The organism is Enterovibrio norvegicus, assembly GCF_002876705.1.
Classification (GTDB): Bacteria; Pseudomonadota; Gammaproteobacteria; order Enterobacterales; family Vibrionaceae; genus Enterovibrio; species Enterovibrio norvegicus_B.
The window spans coordinates 197,031-222,365 of the sequence record NZ_MDAG01000001.1; the positions used below are offsets into that span (position 1 = coordinate 197,031).

Genomic DNA, 25,335 nt, shown 5'->3' on the forward strand with positions numbered 1-25,335 from the left:
TCTTCCTGCTCTTCCTGCTCCTCCCCCATTGACCCGTCTAAAGGTGACGGGTTGATAATGCATGCACGCCTTGAGTGACGTTATTCAAGGTGTTCAAGAACAGGAAGGAGCACATGCCCATGACCATGACACATTCACTCTCTCATGCAGATATCGCTTTCGTTGCAAGCGTCGAAGATTGCACCTTTTCCGCCGAGGATTTCAACCATCGCGCCCATGTGCGTTTGGCGTATGGCTATCTGGTTGATAACAATGCTGACACGTCGAACAATTTGGTGAAAAATGCGCTTGTGGGTCTTCTGCGATTTAACAATATTGAGCCTTCTTCGAAATACCATGAAACGCTGACTAAGGCATGGTTGCTTGCAGTGCACCATTTCATGCAACACTCTGATCCCTGCGACAACGCCGATGCCTTTATCGAGCAGAACCCGCAGTTACTAGATAGCCAAATCATGATGACGCATTACACCAAAGCGCGATTGTTTTCAGATGAAGCACGCCATGCATTCATCGAACCTGATCTCGACGCGATCCCTGGCTATGCGTAAGGACTGGCTATGTGTAGGGCGTGACTGTATGTAAGGACTGGCAACGCGCGACGTCAGCTGTCGTTAAACAGAATGCGAGCGAATTGTGTTTGGGTAATGGTGCAGCAGTGCGCCAATGACATGCAGCGCAAGCATGCTGGCTAACGTCATCGCCATGATGGTGTGCGCGTAGGAAGCTAGCCCTGCGAGATAAAAATCGGGCTCGCGACTCAGCCACAGCAGCGCATTTAAGCTGTCGGGTAAATGGTTGATGAGGTAGACACTGAAAAACGCGATGCCATAGGGCAGGGCGACCAAATACCCTGTGATGGGCAGGGTAAACATCAGCACATAAAACCCAATGTGGACAGCGCGTGATAGCCAGAAAACCCATGAAGGCACATCGTGCGATTTTGTTGGCGCACCAGTGATCACACGAATGGCAAGGCGCACTAGCACCAATGGAATGACTAACAAACCAAAGGATTCATGGCTTTCTCGAATGATCCATCTGTAGCTCACGGTATCGGGCAAATAGGGAACAAGAAATCCCGTTAACAGCATGAAAACAAAGAGTGCTGCCATTACCCAATGCATGATGGTGGTGGCGCGTGAATAGCCGGACATCGTAAATGCATGCATTGTGCACCTTACAAACTTAGAGTGTTTGGGGAGAAAAGAGACCGATGCGAACGACGAAATATTGCAGCGTCTTGGATGCCGTGTGACAAAGTAATAAGAGAAAGAACAAGCGCGGCCGCCTTTCTCTCACTGATTGTCTCTAACTGACTGTTTCTAAATGAATGTGCATTATGGCTAGGCGCTGCTGTCATCCACAACTGAAATCCGCAATGGTTTTCAGTTGCGGAAAGCCGCTATTGAAAACCTAGGATCTTTAGCTGCGCATCAACATCATTTCTCGCTTCGTTGATCACACGTTCATCTTGGCTATCCAGTGCGTGTGTAAAGTGAAGGATCAGTTGCTCTACAAGGTGACGCTCTTCCGCAAGCTTCTCTTCATACAGGCGGTTGAGCTTTTCTGACAACGCAATGTTGGGGAGCTTTTCGCGAGGGTGAACCTTCAACTTTGCCAAACGCTCACGGCTTGCGGTTTTGTCGTCGTCGCTCATGCCGATAGGCGTACGATCGATGACTTTCTGCGTGGTTTGCTTGTTTGAGACCACGGTAACATCCACTTCAAGCAAACCATTAATGTCATAGCTAAACCGCACATCAATGGCTTCTTCCCCGGCGTGGTTCTCAGGCACTTCGACTTCAAACTCATTGATGAAGATGTTTTCTCGCACCCAAAAACGCTCGCCTTGGTACACCGCAATGCGAACAGAATCTTGCTTGTCGCTGGTGGTGTAAAATCGTTCCACGCGGGATGTAGGGATCACGGTATTGCGTTCAATGATAGGGCTGAAGACACCGGATTGACCATTGCGGCTGGACGCAATGCCTAAGCTAAAAGGCGACACATCCGTCAATACGATTTCTTCTACGGCTTCGTCACGCAAGCGACATGCCGCTTGTGTTGCAGCGCCCATCGCAACCACCAAGTCAGGGTCGAGCGTGATCTTACCGAATCGCCCAATCAAACGTGTGGCAAGTTGTTGAACATGGCGCAGGCGGGTTGCGCCGCCGACAAAAATCAGTTCATCAATGTCGCTTGGGCTGATGCGTGCATCACTTAATGCTTGGCGCAATGGTTGCGACAAGCGTAATAGGGTGTCTTTCCAGATTTCATCAAGCTGGTGTTGAGTGAGTGAAACAGTTTTTGCGAAAGGTTCGGGAAGAGAAATGACGAAATCGGCATCGTTGGATTTCTTTGCTTGTTCGCACGCACTAAAGATTTTGGCAATGTCAGCCAACGCCAATTCGCCGTCGTCTGTTTTAACGTTATCAATGACATGATCAGCAAGTTTTTGTGTGAAATCTTCGCCGCCGAGACGGTTATCTCCAGCAGAAGCACGCACATCCACGAACCCATCTTGGTGTTCCACCACAGTGACATCAAATGTGCCGCCGCCCAAATCAAACACCAGAAAGCGACGTTCATGGGATTCATGGAGGCTGTAGGCAAGGCACGCGGCAGTCGGCTCGTTGATAAGGCGGACTGCAATCAAATCCGCTAGCTCAGCAGCAAGATGGACTTGCTTACGTTGCTGGTCGCTGAAATACGCAGGCACAGAAATCACCACTTCGCTGATGGGCTCACCCAGATAGGCTTCCGCATCGGCTTTTAGCGAGCCAAGGATCAGCGCGCAGAGTTCTGTTGGGGTATAGCGGTTCTCACCAAGCTCAAAGGTCTTATTGGTGCCCATGTAGCGCTTGAATGCAGCCACGGTTTCCGCTGGGCGTGTGATCAAGCGGGAATGTGCAGCATCGCCCACTAAAACTTGCCCATTGTCATCAATGCTCACGACGGAAGGGGTGAGGTATTTGCCTAACACGTTCGGAATGAGTTCGGCTTCTCCTTGCCGCCAGACAGCAATGGCACTGTTCGTCGTGCCTAAATCAATGCCGATGGCCAGTGTGTCTTTTTTGGTCATCTTTTACGTCCATTGTAAATCTTCTCAATTCGAGAGAATAACAGTTGAGACTCACTGACGAAATGCCCTATTTCAAGACTTCAGAGCCAGACAAAGAAATGCATGAAAGCAACACATTGCGTTGCCGCAGAAGGCCTGATTTTCAGTGAAACATGGGGGTATTCCCGCGAGCATCATTTAATGAAATATGGTGCGATTTTATAGAGAAATACACAATAGTGTAAAAAATAACGACAGTAGTGACTCTCATGTGAATCATTTGTATTGATAAATTTATTCGCGCCTTTAAAAAAGTGATCTTATCGTCAACGCTCATTCTATTACTACGTAATTATTTTGATGGTTTGCTTCGCTGAATTCGACGCGTTTGGCGGTGGGATATTAACGTAAAATTGGATTTCTTCAGGAACCCATAAATGGATGATGTAAGCAAAGTAAAAAGAGACATATTCTTTCTGTCTATCAAAGAGTCGTTTATCAGTACGGTTCCGTATTTAGTCCTTTCTTCAATTATCGTATTGATTAATCAGTTTTTTATTTTAACAGGCCTACAGTTATACATTGTTGATAGTACGATGTTAACAACCATTATCAATTATATGAGTGAGTTTTTTCCGCTGATGCTTATGACATCAATTGCGTATCATTTTTCTAAGCGAAATAATATCAACAATATATTTATTATTACCTTGTCTTTTTCCATTTTCATTACGGTAGAGTCGATTATCCATTCAGCCAATGGTCGCTGGTTACTTCACGATGCGGGTGTGTCGTTTTTTGTCCTTGTGATACCTATTTTTTCAGTGGTGCTGTTTAACTTTATCCCAAAGTTTGAAACCAAAATGTCGCTGAATAACGCGCAGCTTTCGAATGTCTTTTATCACCTTAAATCGTTCATCCTAATCTATTTCCTCTCTCTTTTCATGTACTTGTCGTTGTTGTGGATTATTGACCGATCTGTGGCGATCATTGATTTTCAGCTAGATTTGGGTCTCCTCACTGAAATGACCTTGAGAACAGGCTTTTCTCAACTGCTTTGGTTTATCGGATTGCATGGGCCAAACACGCTGTCCATTCTCGTTCCTAATGTTAATTTAGAAATGATTTTAATTAACAATATTTCATATAAAGCGTTTTACGATATTTTTGTGGTATATGGTGGGTCGGGGTCGGGCTTATCTTTGATTTTGGCTGCGTTGATCTATTCAAAAGATAAACATATTTCAAAAGTTGCTAGACTGTCTTTCCCTTTTTCTATCTTTAACATCAACGAGATACTGGTTTATGGCCTACCCGTAGTTCTAAATCGTTACCTCATTTTGCCTTTTATACTCGTGCCCATCATGAATATATTTATCGCTTACTTGTATGTTGGTTTCTTCGGGATCAACGTTGTGACTAATGGCGTCTCATGGGTAACCCCTGTTTTTGTGAATTCGTTTATGGCAACTGGCGGTGATTTAGGTGCAATACTGTTGCAATTTGTTTTGCTTCTTCTCGGTGTTTTTATCTATTCACCGTTCATAAAGAAATACTCACTGACGCAATCTTCTTCAAATCATTTGGAACGGCTAAAGAACAATCTTGAAATGATCGAGCTTTTAGAGGCGAATGAAGGCGTGAAGTCCAATCAAGCTGAGTCGAGAATAATAAAATCAAATCAAGAGGTTGAAAAAATAATTAATTACATCAGTGCGAAAAAACTGATGGTTCACTACCAGCCCAAAGTGGATGTGGAAAAACAGCGTTGCTCTTCGTTTGAAGCCTTACTGCGTATTAAGAGAGATGATGGAACAATATCTGGCCCTTTCTTTTTAGAGTCTCTCGAATTGGCTGGGCTCGCGAGCATTATCGACCTGTGGGTTTGCCGAGAGGTACGCCGGCATTTTCATGTTTGGCGGCTAAGCGCATTCTCGCCCAAAATTGCGGTCAACATTCATCCTGATACGCTGATTGACAACAATGCCATTGGCCAAATCATCGAAGAGTTGAAGGGAATGAACGTGGAGTTTGAGATCATTGAGCGGGATTCAATTAAAGATCCAAGATCGCTCTCGAACATTCTGAGGTTGCATGACAATGGTTTTGGTATCTCCATTGATGACTTTGGCGTGGGGTATTGCTCGTTTGAAGCCATCACATTCTTGCCGGTTGATACGGTTAAAATCGACAAATCTTTGATCGATGTGATTGATGGCGAGAAGGGGTTCTACATCTGTAAGAACATTTTGGAGCTGTGCAATGACCTCAGTATGGATTGCGTTGCGGAAGGTGTTGAAACAGAACTTCAATACCTTAAATTGAAGCAAATGGGCTTTAAATACATTCAGGGGTTTTACTTCGCGAAGGCCATGTCGTTCAAACAAATACAGGTTTTTGAACCAAAATTCCGTCGATATGATGTCTATGAAGAGGCCAAAGAAAGCCTAAGTTAAGCAGAAGCTTAGTTAAAAAAGAGGCGCTTCATGAGCGCCTCTTTTTTTGATTTTCACGTTGGTCGGGATTATCCGAACAGATAAATCCCCAACAATACCCATGCCGCGATTGCCACGGTTTCAATGACCACCATGAGAATCGGTTCATAGCCGATAGTAAAGAGTTTCTTCACCGAGGTTTTGATGCCCAATGCCGCTACTGCAGAGACCAAACACCAAGAAGACAAGCCCGATAAGGTGTCTGTGACCGTGACTGGCAGGATGTGGGCGCTATTGATCGCAACACAAATACAAAATCCGATGACGAAGAATGGCAGTAACGGAATGTCTGATTTCCCGCCAGTCTGTTCAGGGTGACGACGGAAATACAGTGAAATTATCAGAATCACTGGAACGAGCAAGGCAACACGAAGCAACTTGGTGATCGTGGCAAATTCACCGGCTTGTGGCGAGATGGAATAGCCCGCGCCAACCACCTGTGCGACATCGTGAATCGTGCCGCCAATGAAGATACCTGCAAGACGATCATCAAAACCCAGTACGTTAACGAAAATAGGATAAATCACCATAGCGATGGTGCTGAATGCCGTGACTGCAATAACGGTAAACAGTGTGTTTCGTTCACTGTATTGGTGCTTAGGAAGCACGGCTGAAATGGCCAGTGCAGCGGAAGCGCCACAAATGGCCACTGAACCGCCTGTTAACACGCCAAATTGAATACGTCGTCCCAGTATTTTTGCTACCAACATGCCGATGCTGATCGTCAATGCGATCCCGCAGGCTACCCAGATGAGTATTTCCCACCCCAGTGATGTCATTTCTTCCATGGTGATACGAAGGCCAAGCAGCGCGACGCCAAAACGGAGCACTTTCTTTGCAGCAAACTCAATGCCAGGCTGACATTTGGAATCGTTCGCAAGAAAATGAAAAGCAATGCCCAATAAGAGAGCAAACAGCATTTGAGGCGCACCATAATGCGCCGAGAGAAACGTCGCGGCAGCCGCGACAGTCACAGAAAGCAGAAGGCCAGGGGCGAGAGAGCCAGCGCTCTGTCGCATTGATTGCCAGCTAGGAACACGTTGTTGGGTTTTTGGCAGCATGAATAACGCTCCGTGTTATTGGTTATTATTGATTTTTATTGGGATGAGCCAATGCATTTAGCTCATCCATTGTCGCGTTTGTAAGCTGCAAACCTTCTCTCAATACTCGTTCGCGTCGCACAATGCGCTTTGTGCCGGGCAGCCGAACCCCTTGTTGTTCACACATCGCGATAAAGAGTTGCTCTAGACGTTCAGCAAAATGTGGGCCGGAAAGACTTGGGTCGATGGCAATCACTGAATGGCCGATAGCGGGTGCGCCGCCGTCGGTTGAGAAGAACGATGAGGCTTCAAACGCATAATTAGCGCCAGTTAACGTCGCGGAAAGGATTTCAACCATGAGCGCTAAAGACGCGCCTTTTGCGTCACCAATCGGCAGCATCGACCCTTTTACGGCTTCGTTTGGATCTGTGGTGGGCACACCTTGGTCATTAATGGCCCAATCTTCAGGAATCAAATCGCCCTGTTTTCGCGCCAGCAGCACTTTTCCGCGCGCGACTTTGCTCAAGCTCATGTCTATCACGAGCGGCGGCGCATTTTCACGTGGTACAGAAAATGCGATAGGGTTGGTTCCAAAAATCGGCTTGTAACCACCCCAAGGGGCGATAGCTTGCGGGCTGTTGGAGAAGATGAGTGCAATGCAGCCCTGTTTAGCAATACGCTCGGCATGAAATCCCGCTTGACCGAAATGGTGAGAACGGTACACGGTGGCGAGGGCAATGCCCTGCGCTTTTGCCATTGCGGGTAACAGACTCACCAATTTATCCATGGCCGGAAAAGCGAACCCCAACTCGGCATTGATATGGCACACGCTGGGTTTAGGAATGTCGATTTTGGGTGTGGCATCCCCAACAATCTTTCCGCACTTCACCTGATCGATGTACGCAGCAAGGCGCGACAAACCGTGCGCGGGTTGGCCATCTATTTCTGCTTGGATCAGGGCGTTGGCGACGGAGGTGGCGTTTACGTGTGAAACACCGTGTTGTTCAAGAGATGAAATTACGAGGCTTTTGGCGTGGCTTGGGTCAACCGTTATCGTCATGACTACATCCTTTGTACTGTCGCTATTGCGGTGTTCGTATTGGGGCATGCGGGACTATCGCGCTGAGCGTGGTGTTCTGAGGAATACCTGATCTCAACGAGGAAGAAAGCGACGCCGAGTTTCCTCGGCGTAAATCTTGTTCTAAGGGCTATCGGCGAAGACTTGATGTATCGAGACAAAAAGCCATCGCCAACAGGTTTAGAACATCATGTTTCTATGCTCTGCGGCAGAGTTAAGCAACTGCAGCGCTGGACTCTGCGTTGGCGCGTAGAAACGATGTTGGTGCATAGAACAATGTTAGTGCTTATGCACTGCGGTATAGCTTAGTCAGTACGAATTCACGGTGACCAAGAGATTCCGCTGCCGTGTAACGGCCGTTTGCTGTACGAAGTGTCATGTCGATCAGCGCATCACCCGCTGAGTCCATGTTCAATTCGCGAGCAAGAATGCCAGATACATCAACATCGATGTGCTCGCCCATAGTACGCACGGTACGTGGGTTCGCAGTGATCTTGATAACAGGCACAATCGGGTTACCGATAACGTTACCTTGACCCGTAGGGAAGAGGTGAACGGCGAAACCCGCTGCGGCTTGCAAGGTCACACACTCTGCTGCTGCAGAAGAGGTGTCCATGAAGTACAGACCAGGGCCAGCTGCTGGGCGCTCAGCGGGCGTCAACACATCAACGAATTGCGTGTGCTTACCGATTTTCTGGTAGTTACCAAACGCTTTCTCTTCGATGGTGGTCAAACCGCCCAAGATGTTACCTTTGGTTGGTTGGCTGTCAGACAAATCAGAGGTTTTGTGTGGTTCGATAACCTCGTCCATGTACGCTTGCCATGTGTTCAAGAACTTCTCACCGATCTCAGGTGAAACAGCACGTGTCGCACAAATTTGCTCTGCACCTGTGAGTTCTGATGTCTCACCGAAACACAGGGTTGCACCTTGTGCAGACAGTTTGTCACACAAGTTACCCACGGTTGGGTTAGCCGCAAGACCAGATGTAGTATCAGACTCGCCACACTTCATTGAAATCCATAGCTCGCTAACATCACACTCTTCACGTGTAATTTCACTTGCTGCTTGTACGTACTCTTTTGCAACGCGAGAAGCCGAAGCAATGGTGTTGATGTCGCCATTTTGCTCGATAGCAAAGCCTTGTACTGGCTTACCTGATGCGGCAATACCTTCAACAACGCGTGCCGTCCACTCAGGTTCAATACCGATAACAACCACAGCGGCTACGTTCGGGTTACAACCTGTACCAATCAACGTACGGAAGTGAAGTTCTAAATCTTCACCAAACTGAAGGCGACCGTATGGGTGTGGAATAGCCAATGTGCCTTTAATGTTGTTAGCAACGGCTTCACATGCTGCGTTCGACAAGTCATCTAATGGCAAAATGATTACATGGTTACGTACACCAACACGGCCATTCTCGCGGCGGTAGCCCATAAATTTATAGTTGCTCATGGCTTACCACCTCTTCGTTTTAACGTTTTGAACGTGAACATGTCCGCCTTTAGCGATGTTCGCGATTGCTTTACCGATGTCATTGTCGTATTTCAAAATGGTGTCGCCATCTTGAATATCGTTGAGCGCAACTTTGTGGCCGAGTGGGATTGCATCTAGTGCAAGTACTTCGATGGTTGCATCCGTGTCCATCACCCATCCAACAAGCGTTTGGCCAGCTTCTAAGCCCTCAACCACAATCACGCCAACGGAGTCGGTCGAATCGTGGACGAGAAAATCTGGTTTTTGCATTTTCATCTCCTTTTGAATAAAACGATCTTTCTTTTCTTGGGTTACTTTTCGGGCCGCAGCACGACTTTGGCAGCGGCTATACGTCCGTTAAGTAAGTCGTCAAAAGCGACCGCTCCATCACTGAGCGGGCGTTCTTGAATCCAGTCCAGCGCGCCTAACGCGCCGTTATGCATGGCTTCCACAGTCGCGTGGAAATCTTGCATGGTGTAGGTGTAGCTGCCAGTGAAGGTCACTTCTTGCAGCGTGAATTTGCGTACATCGAGACCTTCAATGCTGTCTTGTAAGCCCACATGAACAATCACACCGCCAGGTTTCACGGCGTCGGATGAACCCATGCGGGTATGTTTGTTGCCCACACAATCCACCACCAAATCGATGCTGTTACTGGCAACGAGCGGGTTGGAAAGTGGGTCAAATACGGTGCAAACGCTGGTGGTTTTTACCGTTTCACGGCGTAGTTCATTTGTTTCAGCCAAGAAGATTTGACGACAACCTTGAGCGTACAAAGACAGTGCGGCTGCGAGGCCGACTGCGCCGCCGCCGTAAACCAATGCTTTGCTTTCTACCAAAGGACGATTCACTAGGTTCGCGCCCTTGGTGACGGCATGCCAGCCCGTTGCAATAGGTTCGGCCAATGATGCTGTTGCCATCGACATGCCTTCAGGAACAGGCACCAAATTACGCTTTGGAATCGCAACGTATTCGGCAAATGCGCCTTGTCTTGGTGGCATGGAAATGATTTCTCGGCTTCCACATTGGTTTTCAAAACCCGTTCGGCAGTAACTGCAATGACCGCAGCTCACCAATGGATTGATCACCACGGCTTGACCATCAAGGTCGCGATTGCCGGTGTTGTCTGCGCCGCGAACAAAGCCTGCGCCTTCGTGCCCTAAAATCAGTGGGGCAGGGCGGCGAGAATCGTGACCGAGGTAAGCATGAAGATCTGAACCACAAATGCCGACGGCGTTGATTTGCACCAAGACTTCGTCATCACGAAGGGTTGGCATGGCCGCATCTTCGATATAGGTCAGTGATCGTTCTCCGGTATACACCAGTGCTTTCATCGTGCTTTCCTTTTGGTCTGTGTGCGTTTTGTTTCGTTGAATGTTCTTACACGTTGGCGTGCCAACCTTGTTATTTCGCGGTATAGCCGCCATCCAGCGAGATCATTTGGCCCGTGATGTAATCCGAGGCGCGTGACGCCAAGAACACGGTCAGGCCATCAAAGTCTTCCAATTCACCGTTTCGCCCAATGGCTGTCATCTTTGCGTGATGTTGCGCAAGGGCATCATCCGTAAATACACGTTCTGTCAGCGGTGTTTGGAAAAAGCCTGGTGCGATTGCGTTGGTGGTAACACCTTGGCTAGACCATGCTTCTGCCATGGCGCGGGTTAACTGCGCCACACCGCCTTTTGACGCGCCGTAAGGAATCGAGTTGGCAAAGGCGCGGTAAGATTGCAGCGAGCCAATATTGATAATTTTTCCTCGTCCTTTTTCCAACATGCCCGGTAAACAGGCTTTGCCAAGGAAGAAGGGCACTGAGAGATTGAGGTTGATGGTTTTATCCCAACTCTCGATGGAAATATCCTCTGTGGGCTCGCGCAAATTAACGCCTGCTGCATTGACCAAAATGTCCGGCGCACCGAAGTGAGATGAGGCATTTGCGATGACGTCAGGCAACATTTCACGTCGTGTTAAATCCGCAACAACCACTGCAGAATCTCCTCCAGACCCAGCGATTAACGCTGCGGTTTGTGACAAGGTGTCTACGTGGCGACCTGCCAGCAACACTTTTGCTCCTGCTTGAGAAAGGGCAAACGCCATGCGTTGTCCAATGCCCGAGCCTGCGCCTGTCACTAATGCGACGTGTCCTGTTAGGTCAAATAAGCGGTTTAACGTGTTGCCTGTCATTTCATCTTCCTTTTGGCTACAACTTGTGTCGGCGAATGTGTATTGGCTTATTCAGGTTTTAGGTTGAATTGCTCTTCTGGGAAATACTTCGCCAGACGTGCATCACCTGTTTTCGCGTGTGCTTCCATGCCTTCAAGGCGTGAAATACGTGCGGTCACCTGAGCAACGTCTTTACTCGCTTCAATTGACGAACGCTGGTACGTCACCACTTTGATGAATTTGCCGACACTCAGGCCACCTGTGTATTTCGCTGCGCCTTTGGTTGGAAGAATGTGGTTCGGGCCTGACGTTTTGTCGCCAAATGCCACGTTGGTTTCTTCACCAAGGAACAGTGAACCGTAGTTGCGCAGGTTCTGAAGCCACCAATCGAGGTCTTCTGCGTGAACTTCCAAGTGCTCAGACGCATATTCGTCGCTCACTTTTACGGCTTCTTCGCGTGTGTCATAGATGATCACTTCGCCATAATCGCGCCATGCCGCTTCAGCGGATTTGCTGTTCAATTCTGGCAATTCAGCAATCAGTTCTGGCAGGCGCTTCATGACGGTTTCCGCCAATTCTTCCGAGTCTGTCAGCAACCATGCGGGTGTGTTCGGACCGTGTTCTGCTTGACCGAGAAGGTCAACCGCAACAAGCTCTGGGTCCGCATTTTTGTCTGCAATCACCATCACTTCTGATGGGCCTGCAAACATGTCGATACCGACGCGGCCATAAAGCTGACGTTTTGCTTCGGCAACGAATTGGTTACCTGGCCCCACAAGAATGTCTGCTGGGTGCCCCGTGAATTGACCGAATGCCATGGCTGCGATGCCTTGAACGCCACCGAGGTTAAGCACGGTGTCTGCGCCACACAGTTTTAATGTGTACATAATGGCTGGGTGCATGCCGCCATCGCGACCCGGCGGTGAACACGCAATCACATGGTCAACACCCGCAACTTTGGCGGTAGTGACTGACATGATGGCGGAAGCGATGTGTGAATATCGGCCACCTGGTACGTAACAACCTGCGGCTTGCATAGGGATCAAACGCTGACCTGCAAACAAGCCGGGTGACAGTTCTGTTTCGAATTCGCTCATACTTGCTAGCTGTGCTTGTGCAAAGTCACGAACACGTTCGTAGGCAAAGTGGATATCTTTTTTCAGCTGCTCAGGCACTTTGTCAGCCGCTGCGTCAATCTCTTCTTGAGAGACCACAATGTCACCGTGCCAGTTGTCGAACTTCTGCGTGTAAGCAATGCAGGTTTCTTCCCCGCCGAGTTCGATTTCCTTCAGCATGTTTGAAACGATTTCACGAACATCGTCTTCACCTGTTGCTGCAGTTTTTTCAGCTTTTTTCAGATACTTAACAGCCATGTTGATTGATTCTCCGTTAAATTTTGGGCGCAACTCTCCTGACCGGCTTTTTTAGAAAAAGCCGGAAAGGCATTGGGTTGTAGAGTTAAACCTGTGTTAAGGGCCGTTCTGTCGCGTTGGGTTAATCCAGCGCCCAGAGTGATAGTTCAGGAATAAATGCCAACATAAGTACGACGGTTAGCATTGATAGTACGTATGGTCCGGATCGTGCTGCGATTTTCAGTACTGAAGTCCCTGTCAGTCCGGATACGACAAAGAGATTCAGACCGAGTGGAGGGGTAATGAAACCCACACCGAGAGATGTCACCATCATGATGCAGAACTGGATATCATCCATGCCTATCTCACGCGCCAAAGGCAGCAGGATAGGGGACAGAATCAAAATGTTCGGCGTCGTTTCCATGAAGCAGCCTGCCAGAATCAAGATGCCGATCATAATGAGTGTCAGGGCAACGTGACTGTCTGTAATCGAGGTCATGCTTTCAACAAATGCCTGCGGAACGTTCAGCGCAGCCAGCGTTTGTGCTAATGGAAGACTTAGCGCAATGATAGGCAAGATAACGCCATTCACTTTTGCCGAGCTTTCTAACATCTTTGGAAAATCACTCACCTTCAACGTGCCTTGGAACAAGCCAATGATGATGGTGGTGACCACTGCTATTGCAGCCGCTTCTGTTGGGGTGAAAATACCTGAGTAGATACCCCCCAAGATAACGAACGGCACCATGAGCGCATAGCGTGCATCAATAACCACCGATATCCAGCGCTTGAGTGAGAAGCCTTGTCCTGCGTTCTCATAGCCATGAATGCGATTCATCACGACGTTGGTCAGCATGATGGCGCCCATGACCATAAGCCCTGGTACAGCGGCTGCAAGGAACAGTGTCGATGCGGATATACCCAGTACCAAACCAATGATGATGTAAGCAATGGATGGTGGGATCAGGATGCCTGTACATGCCCCCGCGGCGACTAATGCACACGCATAAGGTTTCGGGTAACCCTGTTTCACCAATCTGTCGATGGTCATGCGACCTACTGCTGCGGCACCAGCGGCATCAGACCCTGAGATACAGGCGAAGAAACCACAACCAAGTACCGTGGCGCTACCAAAACCAGCTCGTGCTCCGCCTACACTGGCTTCTGCAACATCGAGCAGTTTGTTTGAAAGGCCCGTTCGTACCAGCACGTCACCGGTAAGGATGAACAGTGGGACAGCAATCAGTGCGAATGCATCGATGCCATCAAAGAGCGATTCTCCAAACAAAGATAACGGTAAAACTTCAGTAATGTAGAGCAAGGCGATAGAGCCTAAGCCGAGGGAAACCCAGACGGGAACGGCAAAGCCAATCAATACCAGCATGCCAATCACGGGGCCGTAAAACTCCCAGCCGAGGTCGACAAACGCTTCTGTTTGATAATAATTCAGCATGACATTCTCCTAATCGAACAACTTGTTGCCTTCGAACACGGGGGTGCCGTGTATCAGGCTGCGTGTATCACGACGGATCGATTGAGCCAGTCGGAACAACATCAAGGAGAATCCCAGCGGCACTGCCGCCATGAACCATGCCTGGCTGATGCCTAAGCCATGTGTCACTGAGCCGAATTTTAACGATATTTCAATCGGGTGAATCGACCAATAGAAGGCGAATAGCGCAACGATTGTGGTCATCAAATCACCGAACAAGTACACCACTGCTTTACCGCGTTGAGGCAAATAGTGGAGCAATACATCTATACGTATATGTGCACGTTCTTTTACTGCGGCTGATGCGCCTATCCATGCGAGATAGATGAAGGCATAGCGCGCGACTTCTTCCCCCCAAATGGAGGAGTAGCTGAATACAAACCGTCTGAGTACTTCCATTGCGATGGTAATAACGATGGTGCTGTAGAAAAAGAGAAGCAACCAGCGTTCACCATTTTCATCGATGTTCTTTAGTAATGCTTTCATAGGTTGTGTCCACGTACGTTGTAAATATCGAGTGAGCAGCCTCTTGAGCGTCTACCCAAGAGGCCAAGTTACTCAGGCGTTACACGTCGTGAACATAGAAACGGCTGTTACCGTTTGCGGCATCAAGCAGTTTGTTGAAGGTGTCTTTTGAGCCTGCAAGTTGCAGTTTGAACTCATCCCACTCTGGGCGCTGATGGCCAGCTTTTTCGACCCATTGGCGCATTTCATCAGAGTTTGGCGCATAGAATTCAACACCTGCATCACCCAGTTCAGCCATTGCATATGCGCGGGCTGCGGGCACTTTCGCCAGGTTCTGAATAGAGGTCACTTCACTCGCAAATTCGATGCCTTCTTGAATGTCTTTTGGCAAGCTGTTGAACCATTCAAGGTTACAAGAGAACACTTGTGCGTCTGGCACTGCGCGGTTGAACGTTACTGATGAAAGCACGTCTTTAAAGCCGAACACATTCAATGCTTCTACCGATGGGTCTAGTGCATCTGCAACGCCTTGTTTGATGGCAGACGGTGTTTCACCCCATGCCACTGGCGTTGGGTTTGCACCAAGTAGACGGTACATTTGCTGAAGAATCTTCGAACCCGGTACGCGGAATTTCACGCCCTCAAGTTGATCAGGCGTTTTGATTGGACCATCAAGGCCTTTACGCACGGCAACAACGCGAGGGTCAATCACAACATACCAAAGTGGTTTGAAGCCTTTAGCGGCAACGCGCGGGTGAATTTCTTCTTCCCATGCTTTTGAGGTGACGAGGTTGATGAATTTTTGGTTTTCACCACACCAGTAAGGAATGTTGATCAAGTCAACGGCTGGCGCAAAAGGAGCAAAGTTTGAAAGAGAGTGCTGCGCTGCCTGAATGGTGCCGGCTTGAACTTTCTGAGCCAGTGCGCCACCTGCACCAAGTTGACCACCGGGTGCGAGCTTCACATAAACCTGACCGCGGGTCATGTTTTGGATGTTCTCTTTGAAATCAAGTTGCATGATAGGGTAACTACGGGAGGCACCGATGATATACGCCGTGGCGATGGTCATGGTGTATTTCGCTCTTTTCTGTCGTTCTCTCTCTTCATTTACTGCAGCTTGCGCATGTGTTGAAGTCAACAGGGCTCCTGAAGCGCCTGCGACAACAGCGGCCGTGAAACCAGCTTTTTTAGCGATTTCTAGAAAACGGCGACGCTCTGCATTCTGTGGGGAGTCATCCTTATGGTGAACAGACATAAATGTACTTCCTTCCTGCGTTTTGTTTACCCAATCAACGTCGAATACGTCGGCGAACGTTGGGTGCTCTTATTCTGCCGAATGCCCGCTTGCGTCCTTTTCTGCAAGTAGCATTGCGACAACGAAAGTTAATGAAGTCAGTATGAGCAAAATAAACTCACCAACATCATTAACACGAATAATGGATGTTTCCCCCGAAACAAGTTGGATCTTGGTGTAGACGACATTAAGCAGATACAGAGAAAAAAACGCGGCAGGTACTATGTACCTTTTTTTAACATTTAATTTATTGCTCATAACTGAAGCCTCACCAGTATTTAGACGGTGTGAAGACACCTTTGTTTTTATCTCGCTTTCACGTTGTGAATGAGTTGTTAAATGAAAGCGCTTACATTTCTAACCTTAGAGGAGAGAGTTTAGGGCTGTCAAGTTTTTGGCGCTGTATTTTTTACAGCGAGCTATAATAGAATTAACGGCAGGTTAACTGCCCAGAAAAGAGTCAAATAAAATCAATACCATGACTAAAGAACCCACAGGAAAACGTAAGCGCTTACAAAAAAAGCCGACAGACGCGCCCACTGCGGAAGATGTAGCACAAGCTGCAGGGGTGTCTACGGCCACTGTTTCGCGGTATCTTTCCAACCCAAACTCGGTGAGCGAGAAACGTGGAAAATTGATTCGTTCTGCTATTGAATCAATGGGTTATATTCCTCATGGTGCTGCTCAAGCGCTTGCTTCTCAACGCTCAAAAACCATTGGTGTGATAGTCCCAACACTGGATAACGCGATCTTTGCCGAAGGTATCCAAGCCTTCCAACGTCGCTTACAAGAAAAAGGGTATACCTTGTTCATCGCGAGTTCGGATTATTCGTTGGATGAAGAGCTTGCAGAAGTTGAAAGATTGGTCAGTCGAGGGGTAGAAGGGATCATGTTGGTTGGGGCAGAGCACCATCCTCATGTGTTTGATATTCTAAAGAAAAAACAACTTCCTTATTTGTACACATGGTCGTTCGATCCTTCTTTGCCGCACCCTTGTATTGGCTTTGATAACTACCGAGCCTCCGCCCGTTTAACCCAATATTTGTTGGAGTTAGGTCACGAAAATTTCGCCTTAATTCCGGGGATAACCCGCACCAATGACCGTACCCGCGATAGACTGGCTGGTTGTGTTGATACCTTGGAAAAAAATGGGATATATGTCCCAGATTCTCACATCATTGAGTGCCGATATGATTTGGCTGAAAGCCGACAAGCGTTGAAAAAATTGATGGAGTTAACACCTTTGCCGACCGTGATTGTCTGCGGTAATGATGTTTTGGCCTATGGTGCGTTGCTTGAGAGCCAAGTTCACGGCATCAAAATCCCTCAACAATTGTCGATTGTCGGGTTTGATGACTTGGCAATGTCGTCACATATCCAACCGTCACTCACCACCATGCAGGTACCTTCAAAAGAAATGGGCGCCAAAGCGGCGGACTATTTAGTGTCTAAACTTGATGGTGACGCGGTGACAGACACGATTGAATTGGAAGCGAAACTGGTGGTGAGAGAAACCACGGCAACGCCGCCAGAACGTTCATAGTCATAAACGTCGATTCACCTACACGCGTAAAAAAGCAGGGCAATATGAACCCTGCTTTTTTGTTTTTGTGTTATCGGCTTCCGTTTCTCTAAGCGTTATACGCGTGAAAACCCTGTTCGCGACTTACCACACCCAGCTTGATTCTGTGTTCGGAATGCGTTTCTGAACGGGGCTGGTACCGTCATAGAACCACACTTCTGCGAGCACATAGTATTGTGAATCTGACGAGACATAATCCAACGTGGCTTCACCGTCTTCAACCGGCGCTGATGTGATGCGGCTGTTGTAGTTAGCGGTAAACGTGCCGTCGTCATTTTCAGTGAATTCCCCGTAAAGAGAAATGTAAGCCGGTGACACTGAGTAGCCGCGAATGTCTACGTCGAAGTTCAGCTCAAGCACTGGGTTGTAGGAGAAATCATCCGGTACTACCGTTTCGCTCATTGATGTTGCTGAGCTTGTGATGGTTTCCGGTATATCAGCAACCCCGCCAGAGGTATCTACGAGCATACTCGGTGCACTGCTGGTGGAGCTTGCAGAGCCACTGTCATTGGCAGTGCCAGTATCTGAAGCGGTCACGCTTGCCACGTCGCCACCGTCTCCACCACCGCCGCAGGCTGTGAGTAGGGTAATCATAGCGATAATCGTCATATGCTTATTCATGGTGATTACTCCTCAGACGAATAGGTTTTGTCAGCAGTGGCTTTCTCTAAGAGATACCACTGTTGGTTGTTGTTACCGCCAGACTCTGCGTAGCCCGCGAACTCCGCGTAGGCATCGACCAAATCAACGTGTTCGCGTGGCCAGCTCCACTCATCAGTAATAAGCAGTGCCCAAGGGTGGTTCGCGTCAGTTTTAAAGTAGCGGTCGCTGTCTGGGTCACTCGAATCTGACCACCATCCATACCAGTAAGTATCGAATTTCTCCGTTGGCGCTTGGTCAGCCAGGTGTATTTCTAGGCCACGGCCAGGGTTGTACCAAAGGCCATCGCGTACATAGTTGCCGGGGGTAGCAAACATGAAAGGGTCGTAAGGCATGGGCACCAATGCACTGGTATCAACGCCTGCTTCGAAGTAGATATCTAACTCAAACTCGAAGGACAGATCTTCTTGGCAATGTTGGGCTGTTCGATAGTACATACAGCCCGCGGGCACTTTCTGTTTGAGATCCTCTGACACAATGAAAATGGCTTCGTTTGCATCTGATTCCAGCCCACTGGTTTCTTGCAACACCATGTTGTGGCTTTGCGTGGTTGCTGAATTAACGTCAGTGCGGTTTAAACCCGGAAGACGGAAGGCGAAACCATTGTGGTAGCCAGCCCCGTATGCAGCGAGGTAGCCTTGGATGAGGACACGCGTAATGGCATCGTTCTCATCAAGGGTTTCTGTGATGCGAAAACGGATAACCACGTCATTCATGTCGTAGTCGCCTTCTTTTGGCCAGTTATCCTCAAAGGCAACCGTGGCGTAACCATCAGAACTTGGGTAGTAACGCAGTGACGAACCGTCTTCCATGATGGTGACAGGATGATCTTCGACTTCACCCGTGGTCGCGCCACCGAAGTAGTCGAGATTACCGCTTTGGGAAAAACGGAAGCGCGACCAAGATGACCCTATTTCTGCGTCGACAGGCACTGAAACACTCAGTGCATTTGCGCCTGCAGACAGTAAGTTATTGTCTATGACTTTCTCGCCACTGTCTTCAAAGTCGCCATCTTGGTTCCAATCTATCCAAGCTGAGAGGTAGCCCGATTGTGACGCTTGTACCGAGACAATGGCGGTTTTCCCTGCTTCTAGCGCGGTCACAAAACCGACGCCATCTTCATCAGCGAGACCCGCTTTGTTGTCGTCTAACGGTGAGACAAAACCATCGCCTTCGCTGTCTGGCGCGACTGAACCCAAGTAGAAGCCTGTGTTGATTTCATGTCGAGGGCCGTTCGATGCCAGCAAGGTTTTGTAGCTGTCTGGCGCATCACCGAAATCTATCGTTGAATCTTCATCAATCACTGGCGCATTGGCACAGCGCGCACCGTCGTTTTGAGCGGATGATGGACCCGTTGCGAAAAACTCAATATCAATGTTCCCTAATGCAACTTCATCTACATCTGAGAGATCCGCGCGGAAAATACTGCCATCGTCATTTCGGGACAGGTAAAGGTTGCCATTAACGTCAAAATATATGGCACCAAAGCCACCTGCAGGTTCGCCTATCTGTGAGATCATATTGATGACCACATTAGTATCACCTGTGGTTAAGTCCACTTGGTAGAGGTCGTAATCTTTGTTATCGACGAGGTACATTTTGCTATCGATAGGGTTTATTGCGAGATCGGATGCGCGTATGACCCCCATGTTTGAGGTGATCGTCTCTGCCGTGAGTGTGGCTGATGCGTCTACCTCTAAGGGTGATAAGTCAATTTTGAACAACCCAGATTCGCGACGGTGAAGGTAATAGACGTTATCGTGCACGTCTCCACTGATAAACCGTGTTAATTCCGGCAGCGATGACACATCGACTTGTTCGCCTGTGTAGTTTTTACCGACGCGGATGACGCGATAGTTATCGTAATCAAATCCATAGATGTATCTGTCGGAATCATTGAAGCCCACCGCATTGATGTGCGTGTTTAAGCCCGTGGTTGCTGCCAGTTCCGAGTAACCACCGGTTGCTAGATTGACCCCATAAACCTTACTAGGCGAGCTTTGGAATAAGAACGCCTTGCTCGGACAGGTATCAAACGGCTCGTCGGCAATAACCGCAGTGGGAAAGAGCATGGCGAGTGATAGAAGCTTCAAATAGGTGCGCATCAGTGTTTCCCTTCTGAAAGGTTAAAAACAGCTATTTTGAGTAACCATTACAATAACCGTGCCATGTAAAATGCCATTATTATTCATGTGGATAGTGGTTTTTGACTTGCTAAGGGAGGGGCGGTTTTTCTTAAAATGAAAGCCGTAATGACGAAGAGACACGGCGGTTTCTCAATATGAGAAATGGTGAACGATGCGCATATTGCACAAAAAGAAAAAGCAAGCCGAAGCCTGCTTTTTTTCGTAAGGGTCTCGATGAAACTAATGTGGCGAGATGGTTACCACACCCAGCTTGATTCCGTGTTCGGAATGCGCTTCTGGACGGGGCTGGTGCCGTCATAGAACCACACTTCTGCGAGCACATAGTATTGCGAATCTGACGAGACATAATCCAATGTGGCTTCACCGTCTTCTACTGGCGCTGATGTGATGCGGCTGTTGTAGTCTGCGGTAAACGTGCCGTCGTCATTTTCAGTGAATTCCCCGTAGAGAGAAATGTAAGCCGGTGATACTGAGTAGCCGCGAATGTCTACGTCGAAGTTCAGCTCAAGCACTGGGTTGTAGGAGAAATCATCCGGTACTACCGTTTCGCTCATCGAGGTTGCTGAGCTTGTGATAGTTTCCGGTATATCAGCAACCCCGCCAGAGGTATCTACGAGCATACTCGGTGCACTGCTGGTGGTGCTTGCAGAGCCGCTGTCATTGGCAGTGCCAGTATCTGAGGCAGTCACGCTTGCCACGTCGCCGCCATCTCCACCGCCGCCACAGGCTGTGAGTAAGGTAATCAATGCGATAACAGTTAGATGCTTATTCATGGTGATTACTCCTCAGACGAATAGGTTTTGTCAGCAGTGGCTTTCTCTATGAGATACCACTGTTGGTTGTTGTTACCGCCAGACTCTGCGTAGCCTGCGAACTCAGTGTAGGCATCGACCAAGTCGACATGCTCGCGTGGCCAGCTCCACTCATCAGTAATAAGCAGTGCCCAAGGGTGGTTATCAGTGGTTTTGAAGTAACGCCCATTTTCTGGGTCGCTCGAATCTGACCACCATCCATACCAGTAAGTATCGAATTTTTCCGTTGGCGCTTGGTCAGCGAGGTGTATTTCTAGGCCACGGCCAGGGTTGTACCACAGACCATCGCGTACATAATTGCCCGGCGTTGCGAACATGAACGGGTCGTATGGCATTGCCACAAGGTTACTGGTGTCCACCCCTTCGTTGAAGTACATATCAATTTCGAATTCAAATGATATGGCTTCTTGGCAATGTTGCGCTGTTCGGAAGTACATGCAGCCTGCAGGAAGTTTTCCTTTCAAATCATCCGACACAATAAAGATGGCTTCATTGGCGTCTGATTCCAGTCCATTGCTTTCTTGCAGCACCATATTGTGACTCTGGGTTGTCGCTGCATTGATATCATCACGATTCAAGCCCGGAAGACGGAAGGCAAACCCGTTGTGGTAGCCAGCCCCGTATGCAGCAAGATAACCTTTGATGAGAATACGCGTGATTTCATCGTCTTCGTTCAAGGTTTCTGTGATGCGGAAGCGGATAACCACGTCATTCATGTCGTAGTCGCCTTCTTTTGGCCAGTTATCCTCAAATGCAACCGTGGCATAACCACTTTCGCTCGGGTAATGAACAAGCGAGGAGCCGTCTTCCATGATGGTGACAGGGTGATCTTCCACTTCACCTGAGGTTGCACCACCGTCGAAGCTTAACCCTCCATCCTCTGAAAAGCGGAAACGAGACCAGCTTGAACCTGCAGTTGCACCAGAAGGCACAGACACTGAGAGGGTATTGGTGCCAGCAGACAGCAAGCTGTTATTCACGATTCGCTCATTGCTGTCTTCAAAATCGCCATCGCCGTTCCAGTCAATCCATGCTGACAGACGACCCGCCTGAGATGCTTGAACAGAAATGAGTGCTGTTTTGCCAATTTCCAATGCGGTAACAAACCCCACACCGTCTTCATCGGCAAGGCCTGCTTTGTTGTCGTCCAGTGGCGATACAAAACCATCGCCCTCGCTGTCTGGTGCGACTGAACCAAGGTAGAAACCCGTATCTATTTCATGTCGAGGGCCGTTTGAGCTCAATTTGGTTTTGTAAGAATCAGGTGCGTCACCAAAATCTATCGTCGAGTCTTCGTCAATCACTGGTGCATCTTCACAACGTGCGCCATCGTTTTGGTTTGAATTTGGACCGTCTGCAAATTTAACAGCGCCGACATTGTGCTGATTGATATTGTCGGTATCTGTTAGGTCGATACGAAAAATATCACCGTCACTGTTGCGGGAAATGTAGTAATACCCATCTACATCGAAGTAACCAGCACCGAACGTGCCTGTTTTCCCTGTGTTACCAATGGGCGTTTCATTACCGTTATCTGTATCTATTTCGTACAATTTACCGTTGTTATTTCGCACCGCATACAGCTTGTTATTTCCTGGGTGAAAGGCGAAATCAGTTATACCGAGCGGGGCATTGGTGGAAATGGTTTCTGCCACCAAGGTGGCATCTGGGTCGGTGTCTAACGGCGTTAAATCGATTTTATAGAAACCGGTACCTGGACCGTAAAGGTAGTAGTAACGGTCGTAAACATCACCCACGTAGAAGCTGAAATTCGGAAGGCCCGTCACCTCAATCACGTCTGCATTAAAGTCTTTGTCTAGACGAACCACTTTCTTACGGCTTTTCTCAAAGCCATAAATGTATTTGTGTTCGAAGCCTTCGCCGCCACCCGTACCATTGTCAAAGCCGACAGCATTAATGCCCTCGTTCACTAAACCAACGTTGTTGGTGATGAGCGTTGTTGAACCTGTTACGAGGTTAACGCTGTGCACTTGCACTGGTTTCGATTGAAACAAGTAGGCTTTGCTTGGACAAGTATCGAACGGTGTCGAGAACGCTAGGGGCGACACCGTTGTGAGTAGAGCCGCTGTTAAAAGGCGAGACATAGACATCTCCTTGAGTGTGAGTCTGAGGTGACTCTTTCAAGGAATGTGCCATTTTTAATTAATTGAAATATATATGGTTATTTTGACGCTGTTTGTTTTGAGAACAATGAATTAGTCAGAATGACAATCAAAAAAACAGAAGGGAAAGGGTTTTTATCAAAATGAGAAATTTAGAGGGGGGTGTACGATAAAGGGCGTACCAGCAGCAAGAAAGCCACCGCGAATTGATGGCTTTTCACTGCTGGTGGAGAGTATCAGAAAGGCTTGAGTGCGTAGCCTGTTACTTCTGTTACACCAATTTCTTTGCCCAATGCAGTCGTAGGGTGAACAACCATCAAGCCACGGACGGATTTTTTCAATTTACCCATGTCTGCTTGTTCTGCTTTTGTCAGCGCGCGATTGAACTTCAATGCGACGATCTGTTGCGCCTTTGAACTCAGTTGCTTCTTTTGCTGCTCTTTGAGCGCGGAGATCTTTGTATTCAGCTGATTGATCTCATTCGTTAAACGCGCAATGTCTTCGTGATTTTTTGTCGCGTTAGCAATCTCTAGCTGGCGGCGACAAGCATCTAGTTGCTCGTTGTCTTCTTGCAGTGTGTTTTTCAAATTCATGGTCTTGCCTTTTATAAGCCAGCCTTTACAGGTGCCTTTTAACGCAAAGGCCTGTTTGAGGGCGGGGATCTGTCTTTCTTTTGATGGGGGGAGTATATCAGTAAGTGTTTCGTTTTTATTTATAAATGTGATCTAAACCACCTTCAATTGCCTTCATCTTCTCCACCTAGGCCGCCTCAAGGTGCTTGTTCAGCAAGTCCTGCTATTCCACGCTATATTAAAAATTGTGTTTCACATTTGATACACCCTTTGGGTGCGTTGAATTAAAAGGGTAAACATGAAAATTATTTTTGCAGACGACATGGCGGATATGCGCGATAGCATCATCAAATCGCTCGCAGCGGTTGAAGACCAATTCGGGCCATTTGAAATTCTTGGTCAAGCGAAAGATGGACAAGAGCTCATTGCGTTAGTGGAGCGATACCCAGACGTTGACCTTGTTTTAACGGACCTGAGAATGCCCAACATGGATGGTTTGTCCGCGTTGGTGTATTTGAAAGCGAATGTGAAAGTAAAAAATATCTTTGTGATATCCAGTGAAAACATCGTCTCCATCAGTCAGGCAGAGAAACGCAAAATCGAGGCTGATATTGAAGAGAAGATGGGGTTGTTGGATAAGATCGCACATCGCGTGATTGATAACGAAGTGGTGGAAGGAAAAATCAATTCCATTTTGACAGGATGTGAAAAGCTAAGACTTGATCCCATCAAAGTGGCGGAATATTACGGCGCATCCGGTTACATGAGAAAGCCGATATCCAGTCGAAAAGTCGCCAGCATATTTGAGGGAATGTCGAACTCCCAAGGCTTTGTCAATATTGGGCTCGTCTGAGGGCGCGCTCAACATGACATAATGCGCCTGTTATTTTAATCCGTGAGATCCATGGTTGTGTAGGCGTGCATTGAACTTCTGATTTGAGGTGCAATCAATGAGTAAGGTATTGGAGCAGCAAGCCTCGCGGATACCGCATTATGCTAGCCATGCTGCATCAGATCCCAACGCGTTAAAACGCGTCGCCCAGAAAAATCTCATTTTTTCATTGGCGGACGAGCAATATGGCATCCCTCTCTCTTCGGTAAAAGAAGTGATTGGCTTGGTGAAAGTCACGCCCATTCCCCATGTGCCGCCTTTCTTTAAGGGGCTGATTAATCTTCGCGGTCGCATCATTTCAGTCATTGATTTGAGGCTGAAGTTGGGCCTGGAAGAAACAGAATATGAAGCCAAAAGAACCTCTATTGTTATCAGCGATGTGAACGCATTGACCATAGGTAGCATTGTTGATGATGTGAATGAAGTGATTGGTTTTGATGAAGAGCAAATCGAACGGGAATTGGAGATATCACATAGCATAAAGCGCGATTACATTACCGGTGTTGCGAAAGCCAAAGATAACTTGGTGTTGCTGTTAGATATTCACAAAGTGCTCGACCCTGATGACTTAGAAATCATCGGTCATCATGTTGCGATAGCCCCTCAACAAGACAGTAGCGAGGGATAAAC

Annotated in this window: 23 protein-coding genes; 5 read left to right on the forward strand and 18 right to left on the reverse strand. The window is 48.1% G+C overall.

Translation table 11 applies throughout. The features are described from left to right. Nucleotides 1–119: 119 nt before the first annotated feature. Nucleotides 120–551 (forward strand): hypothetical protein, encoded by a 432-nt coding sequence (locus tag BCT27_RS00975; RefSeq protein ID WP_241908478.1) that lies wholly within the window; start codon nt 120–122, stop codon nt 549–551. Between the two features lie 63 nt (nt 552–614). On the opposite strand, the gene BCT27_RS00980 is transcribed toward BCT27_RS00975, so the two are convergent. Both BCT27_RS00980 and BCT27_RS00985 read right to left on the reverse strand, forming a co-directional pair. Next, the gene (locus BCT27_RS00980; protein ID WP_102394772.1) at nt 615–1,172 is read right to left on the reverse strand and encodes a cytochrome b; all 558 of its coding nucleotides are present in this window, start codon (nt 1,170–1,172) and stop codon (nt 615–617) included. Between the two features lie 233 nt (nt 1,173–1,405). Further along, a complete protein-coding gene (locus BCT27_RS00985; protein ID WP_102394773.1) occupies nt 1,406–3,085 on the reverse strand; it encodes an Hsp70 family protein in 1,680 nt (559 codons plus the stop codon). A 416-nt stretch (nt 3,086–3,501) separates the two neighbouring features. Here BCT27_RS00985 and BCT27_RS00990 point away from each other — a divergent pair, with 416 nt between their 5' ends. After that, nucleotides 3,502–5,520, forward strand: coding sequence for an EAL domain-containing protein (locus BCT27_RS00990; protein ID WP_102394774.1), 2,019 nt, complete (start codon nt 3,502–3,504; stop codon nt 5,518–5,520). Between the two features lie 68 nt (nt 5,521–5,588). Here BCT27_RS00990 and BCT27_RS00995 read toward each other — a convergent pair whose 3' ends face one another. The 11 genes from BCT27_RS00995 to BCT27_RS01045 form a co-directional block, all read right to left on the reverse strand. After that, nucleotides 5,589–6,620, reverse strand: a complete 1,032-nt coding sequence (locus tag BCT27_RS00995; protein WP_102316162.1) for a YeiH family protein — start codon at nt 6,618–6,620, stop codon at nt 5,589–5,591. A 25-nt stretch (nt 6,621–6,645) separates the two neighbouring features. Beyond that, the gene (locus BCT27_RS01000; protein WP_102394775.1) at nt 6,646–7,659 is read right to left on the reverse strand and encodes an Ldh family oxidoreductase; all 1,014 of its coding nucleotides are present in this window, start codon (nt 7,657–7,659) and stop codon (nt 6,646–6,648) included. Nucleotides 7,660–7,963: 304 nt separating this feature from the next. Beyond that, a complete protein-coding gene (locus BCT27_RS01005; protein WP_017007648.1) occupies nt 7,964–9,133 on the reverse strand; it encodes a UxaA family hydrolase in 1,170 nt (389 codons plus the stop codon). Between the two features lie 3 nt (nt 9,134–9,136). Further along, nucleotides 9,137–9,424: a UxaA family hydrolase gene (locus BCT27_RS01010; RefSeq protein ID WP_102316164.1), complete on the reverse strand. Its 288-nt coding sequence runs from the start codon at nt 9,422–9,424 to the stop codon at nt 9,137–9,139. Nucleotides 9,425–9,465: 41 nt separating this feature from the next. Continuing rightward, nucleotides 9,466–10,488, reverse strand: coding sequence for an alcohol dehydrogenase catalytic domain-containing protein (locus tag BCT27_RS01015; RefSeq protein ID WP_102316165.1), 1,023 nt, complete (start codon nt 10,486–10,488; stop codon nt 9,466–9,468). A gap of 70 nt (nt 10,489–10,558) precedes the next feature. Next, complete coding sequence (locus BCT27_RS01020) at nt 10,559–11,335, reverse strand: SDR family NAD(P)-dependent oxidoreductase (protein ID WP_102394776.1); 777 nt, start codon at nt 11,333–11,335, stop codon at nt 10,559–10,561. A 47-nt stretch (nt 11,336–11,382) separates the two neighbouring features. Then, nucleotides 11,383–12,687 (reverse strand): histidinol dehydrogenase, encoded by a 1,305-nt coding sequence (hisD, locus tag BCT27_RS01025; RefSeq protein WP_102316167.1) that lies wholly within the window; start codon nt 12,685–12,687, stop codon nt 11,383–11,385. Nucleotides 12,688–12,808: 121 nt separating this feature from the next. Further along, entirely contained in the window at nt 12,809–14,119 is a 1,311-nt protein-coding gene (locus BCT27_RS01030; RefSeq protein WP_102316168.1) for a TRAP transporter large permease, read from the reverse strand. 9 nt (nt 14,120–14,128) lie between these two features. Next, entirely contained in the window at nt 14,129–14,644 is a 516-nt protein-coding gene (locus BCT27_RS01035) for a TRAP transporter small permease (RefSeq protein ID WP_017007654.1), read from the reverse strand. A 79-nt stretch (nt 14,645–14,723) separates the two neighbouring features. Beyond that, nucleotides 14,724–15,878: a TRAP transporter substrate-binding protein gene (locus tag BCT27_RS01040; protein WP_102316169.1), complete on the reverse strand. Its 1,155-nt coding sequence runs from the start codon at nt 15,876–15,878 to the stop codon at nt 14,724–14,726. Nucleotides 15,879–15,947: 69 nt separating this feature from the next. After that, nucleotides 15,948–16,175, reverse strand: a complete 228-nt coding sequence (locus BCT27_RS01045) for a hypothetical protein (RefSeq protein WP_102316170.1) — start codon at nt 16,173–16,175, stop codon at nt 15,948–15,950. A 220-nt stretch (nt 16,176–16,395) separates the two neighbouring features. Between BCT27_RS01045 and BCT27_RS01050 the strand changes: the two genes are divergently transcribed. Then, on the forward strand, nt 16,396–17,460 hold the full coding sequence (locus BCT27_RS01050) for a LacI family DNA-binding transcriptional regulator (RefSeq protein WP_102394777.1): 1,065 nt from the start codon (nt 16,396–16,398) through the stop codon (nt 17,458–17,460). A gap of 123 nt (nt 17,461–17,583) precedes the next feature. Here the strand turns inward: BCT27_RS01050 and BCT27_RS01055 are convergent, their stop codons facing one another. The 5 genes from BCT27_RS01055 to BCT27_RS01075 form a co-directional block, all read right to left on the reverse strand. Next, nucleotides 17,584–18,120, reverse strand: a complete 537-nt coding sequence (locus BCT27_RS01055; RefSeq protein ID WP_102394778.1) for a hypothetical protein — start codon at nt 18,118–18,120, stop codon at nt 17,584–17,586. Between the two features lie 5 nt (nt 18,121–18,125). Continuing rightward, entirely contained in the window at nt 18,126–20,264 is a 2,139-nt protein-coding gene (locus BCT27_RS01060) for an LruC domain-containing protein (RefSeq protein WP_102394779.1), read from the reverse strand. Nucleotides 20,265–20,542: 278 nt separating this feature from the next. Next, nucleotides 20,543–21,079: a hypothetical protein gene (locus BCT27_RS01065; RefSeq protein WP_102392341.1), complete on the reverse strand. Its 537-nt coding sequence runs from the start codon at nt 21,077–21,079 to the stop codon at nt 20,543–20,545. A 5-nt stretch (nt 21,080–21,084) separates the two neighbouring features. Beyond that, entirely contained in the window at nt 21,085–23,223 is a 2,139-nt protein-coding gene (locus tag BCT27_RS01070) for an LruC domain-containing protein (protein ID WP_102394780.1), read from the reverse strand. A 254-nt stretch (nt 23,224–23,477) separates the two neighbouring features. Next, complete coding sequence (locus BCT27_RS01075; RefSeq protein WP_074925147.1) at nt 23,478–23,834, reverse strand: YibL family ribosome-associated protein; 357 nt, start codon at nt 23,832–23,834, stop codon at nt 23,478–23,480. 277 nt (nt 23,835–24,111) lie between these two features. Between BCT27_RS01075 and BCT27_RS01080 the strand changes: the two genes are divergently transcribed. Both BCT27_RS01080 and BCT27_RS01085 read left to right on the forward strand, forming a co-directional pair. Further along, nucleotides 24,112–24,666: a response regulator transcription factor gene (locus BCT27_RS01080; RefSeq protein ID WP_102316177.1), complete on the forward strand. Its 555-nt coding sequence runs from the start codon at nt 24,112–24,114 to the stop codon at nt 24,664–24,666. A gap of 97 nt (nt 24,667–24,763) precedes the next feature. Continuing rightward, on the forward strand, nt 24,764–25,333 hold the full coding sequence (locus BCT27_RS01085) for a chemotaxis protein CheW (RefSeq protein WP_102258889.1): 570 nt from the start codon (nt 24,764–24,766) through the stop codon (nt 25,331–25,333). Nucleotides 25,334–25,335 lie beyond the last annotated feature (2 nt).

Coding starts and splice junctions, on each gene's coding strand:
- BCT27_RS00980 (WP_102394772.1), bottom strand. CDS start 1,172: ATGCATGCATTTACGATGTCCGGCTATTCACGCGCCACCACCATCATG.
- BCT27_RS01080 (WP_102316177.1), top strand. CDS start 24,112: ATGAAAATTATTTTTGCAGACGACATGGCGGATATGCGCGATAGCATC.
- BCT27_RS01005 (WP_017007648.1), bottom strand. CDS start 9,133: ATGAGCAACTATAAATTTATGGGCTACCGCCGCGAGAATGGCCGTGTT.
- BCT27_RS01045 (WP_102316170.1), bottom strand. CDS start 16,175: ATGAGCAATAAATTAAATGTTAAAAAAAGGTACATAGTACCTGCCGCG.
- BCT27_RS01060 (WP_102394779.1), bottom strand. CDS start 20,264: ATGCGCACCTATTTGAAGCTTCTATCACTCGCCATGCTCTTTCCCACT.
- BCT27_RS00995 (WP_102316162.1), bottom strand. CDS start 6,620: ATGCTGCCAAAAACCCAACAACGTGTTCCTAGCTGGCAATCAATGCGA.
- BCT27_RS00975 (WP_241908478.1), top strand. CDS start 120: ATGACCATGACACATTCACTCTCTCATGCAGATATCGCTTTCGTTGCA.
- BCT27_RS01030 (WP_102316168.1), bottom strand. CDS start 14,119: ATGCTGAATTATTATCAAACAGAAGCGTTTGTCGACCTCGGCTGGGAG.
- BCT27_RS01085 (WP_102258889.1), top strand. CDS start 24,764: ATGAGTAAGGTATTGGAGCAGCAAGCCTCGCGGATACCGCATTATGCT.
- BCT27_RS00985 (WP_102394773.1), bottom strand. CDS start 3,085: ATGACCAAAAAAGACACACTGGCCATCGGCATTGATTTAGGCACGACG.
- BCT27_RS01040 (WP_102316169.1), bottom strand. CDS start 15,878: ATGTCTGTTCACCATAAGGATGACTCCCCACAGAATGCAGAGCGTCGC.
- BCT27_RS01000 (WP_102394775.1), bottom strand. CDS start 7,659: ATGACGATAACGGTTGACCCAAGCCACGCCAAAAGCCTCGTAATTTCA.
- BCT27_RS01010 (WP_102316164.1), bottom strand. CDS start 9,424: ATGCAAAAACCAGATTTTCTCGTCCACGATTCGACCGACTCCGTTGGC.
- BCT27_RS00990 (WP_102394774.1), top strand. CDS start 3,502: ATGGATGATGTAAGCAAAGTAAAAAGAGACATATTCTTTCTGTCTATC.
- BCT27_RS01035 (WP_017007654.1), bottom strand. CDS start 14,644: ATGAAAGCATTACTAAAGAACATCGATGAAAATGGTGAACGCTGGTTG.
- BCT27_RS01065 (WP_102392341.1), bottom strand. CDS start 21,079: ATGAATAAGCATCTAACTGTTATCGCATTGATTACCTTACTCACAGCC.
- BCT27_RS01050 (WP_102394777.1), top strand. CDS start 16,396: ATGACTAAAGAACCCACAGGAAAACGTAAGCGCTTACAAAAAAAGCCG.
- BCT27_RS01070 (WP_102394780.1), bottom strand. CDS start 23,223: ATGTCTCGCCTTTTAACAGCGGCTCTACTCACAACGGTGTCGCCCCTA.
- BCT27_RS01015 (WP_102316165.1), bottom strand. CDS start 10,488: ATGAAAGCACTGGTGTATACCGGAGAACGATCACTGACCTATATCGAA.
- BCT27_RS01055 (WP_102394778.1), bottom strand. CDS start 18,120: ATGAATAAGCATATGACGATTATCGCTATGATTACCCTACTCACAGCC.
- BCT27_RS01075 (WP_074925147.1), bottom strand. CDS start 23,834: ATGAATTTGAAAAACACACTGCAAGAAGACAACGAGCAACTAGATGCT.
- hisD (WP_102316167.1), bottom strand. CDS start 12,687: ATGGCTGTTAAGTATCTGAAAAAAGCTGAAAAAACTGCAGCAACAGGT.
- BCT27_RS01020 (WP_102394776.1), bottom strand. CDS start 11,335: ATGACAGGCAACACGTTAAACCGCTTATTTGACCTAACAGGACACGTC.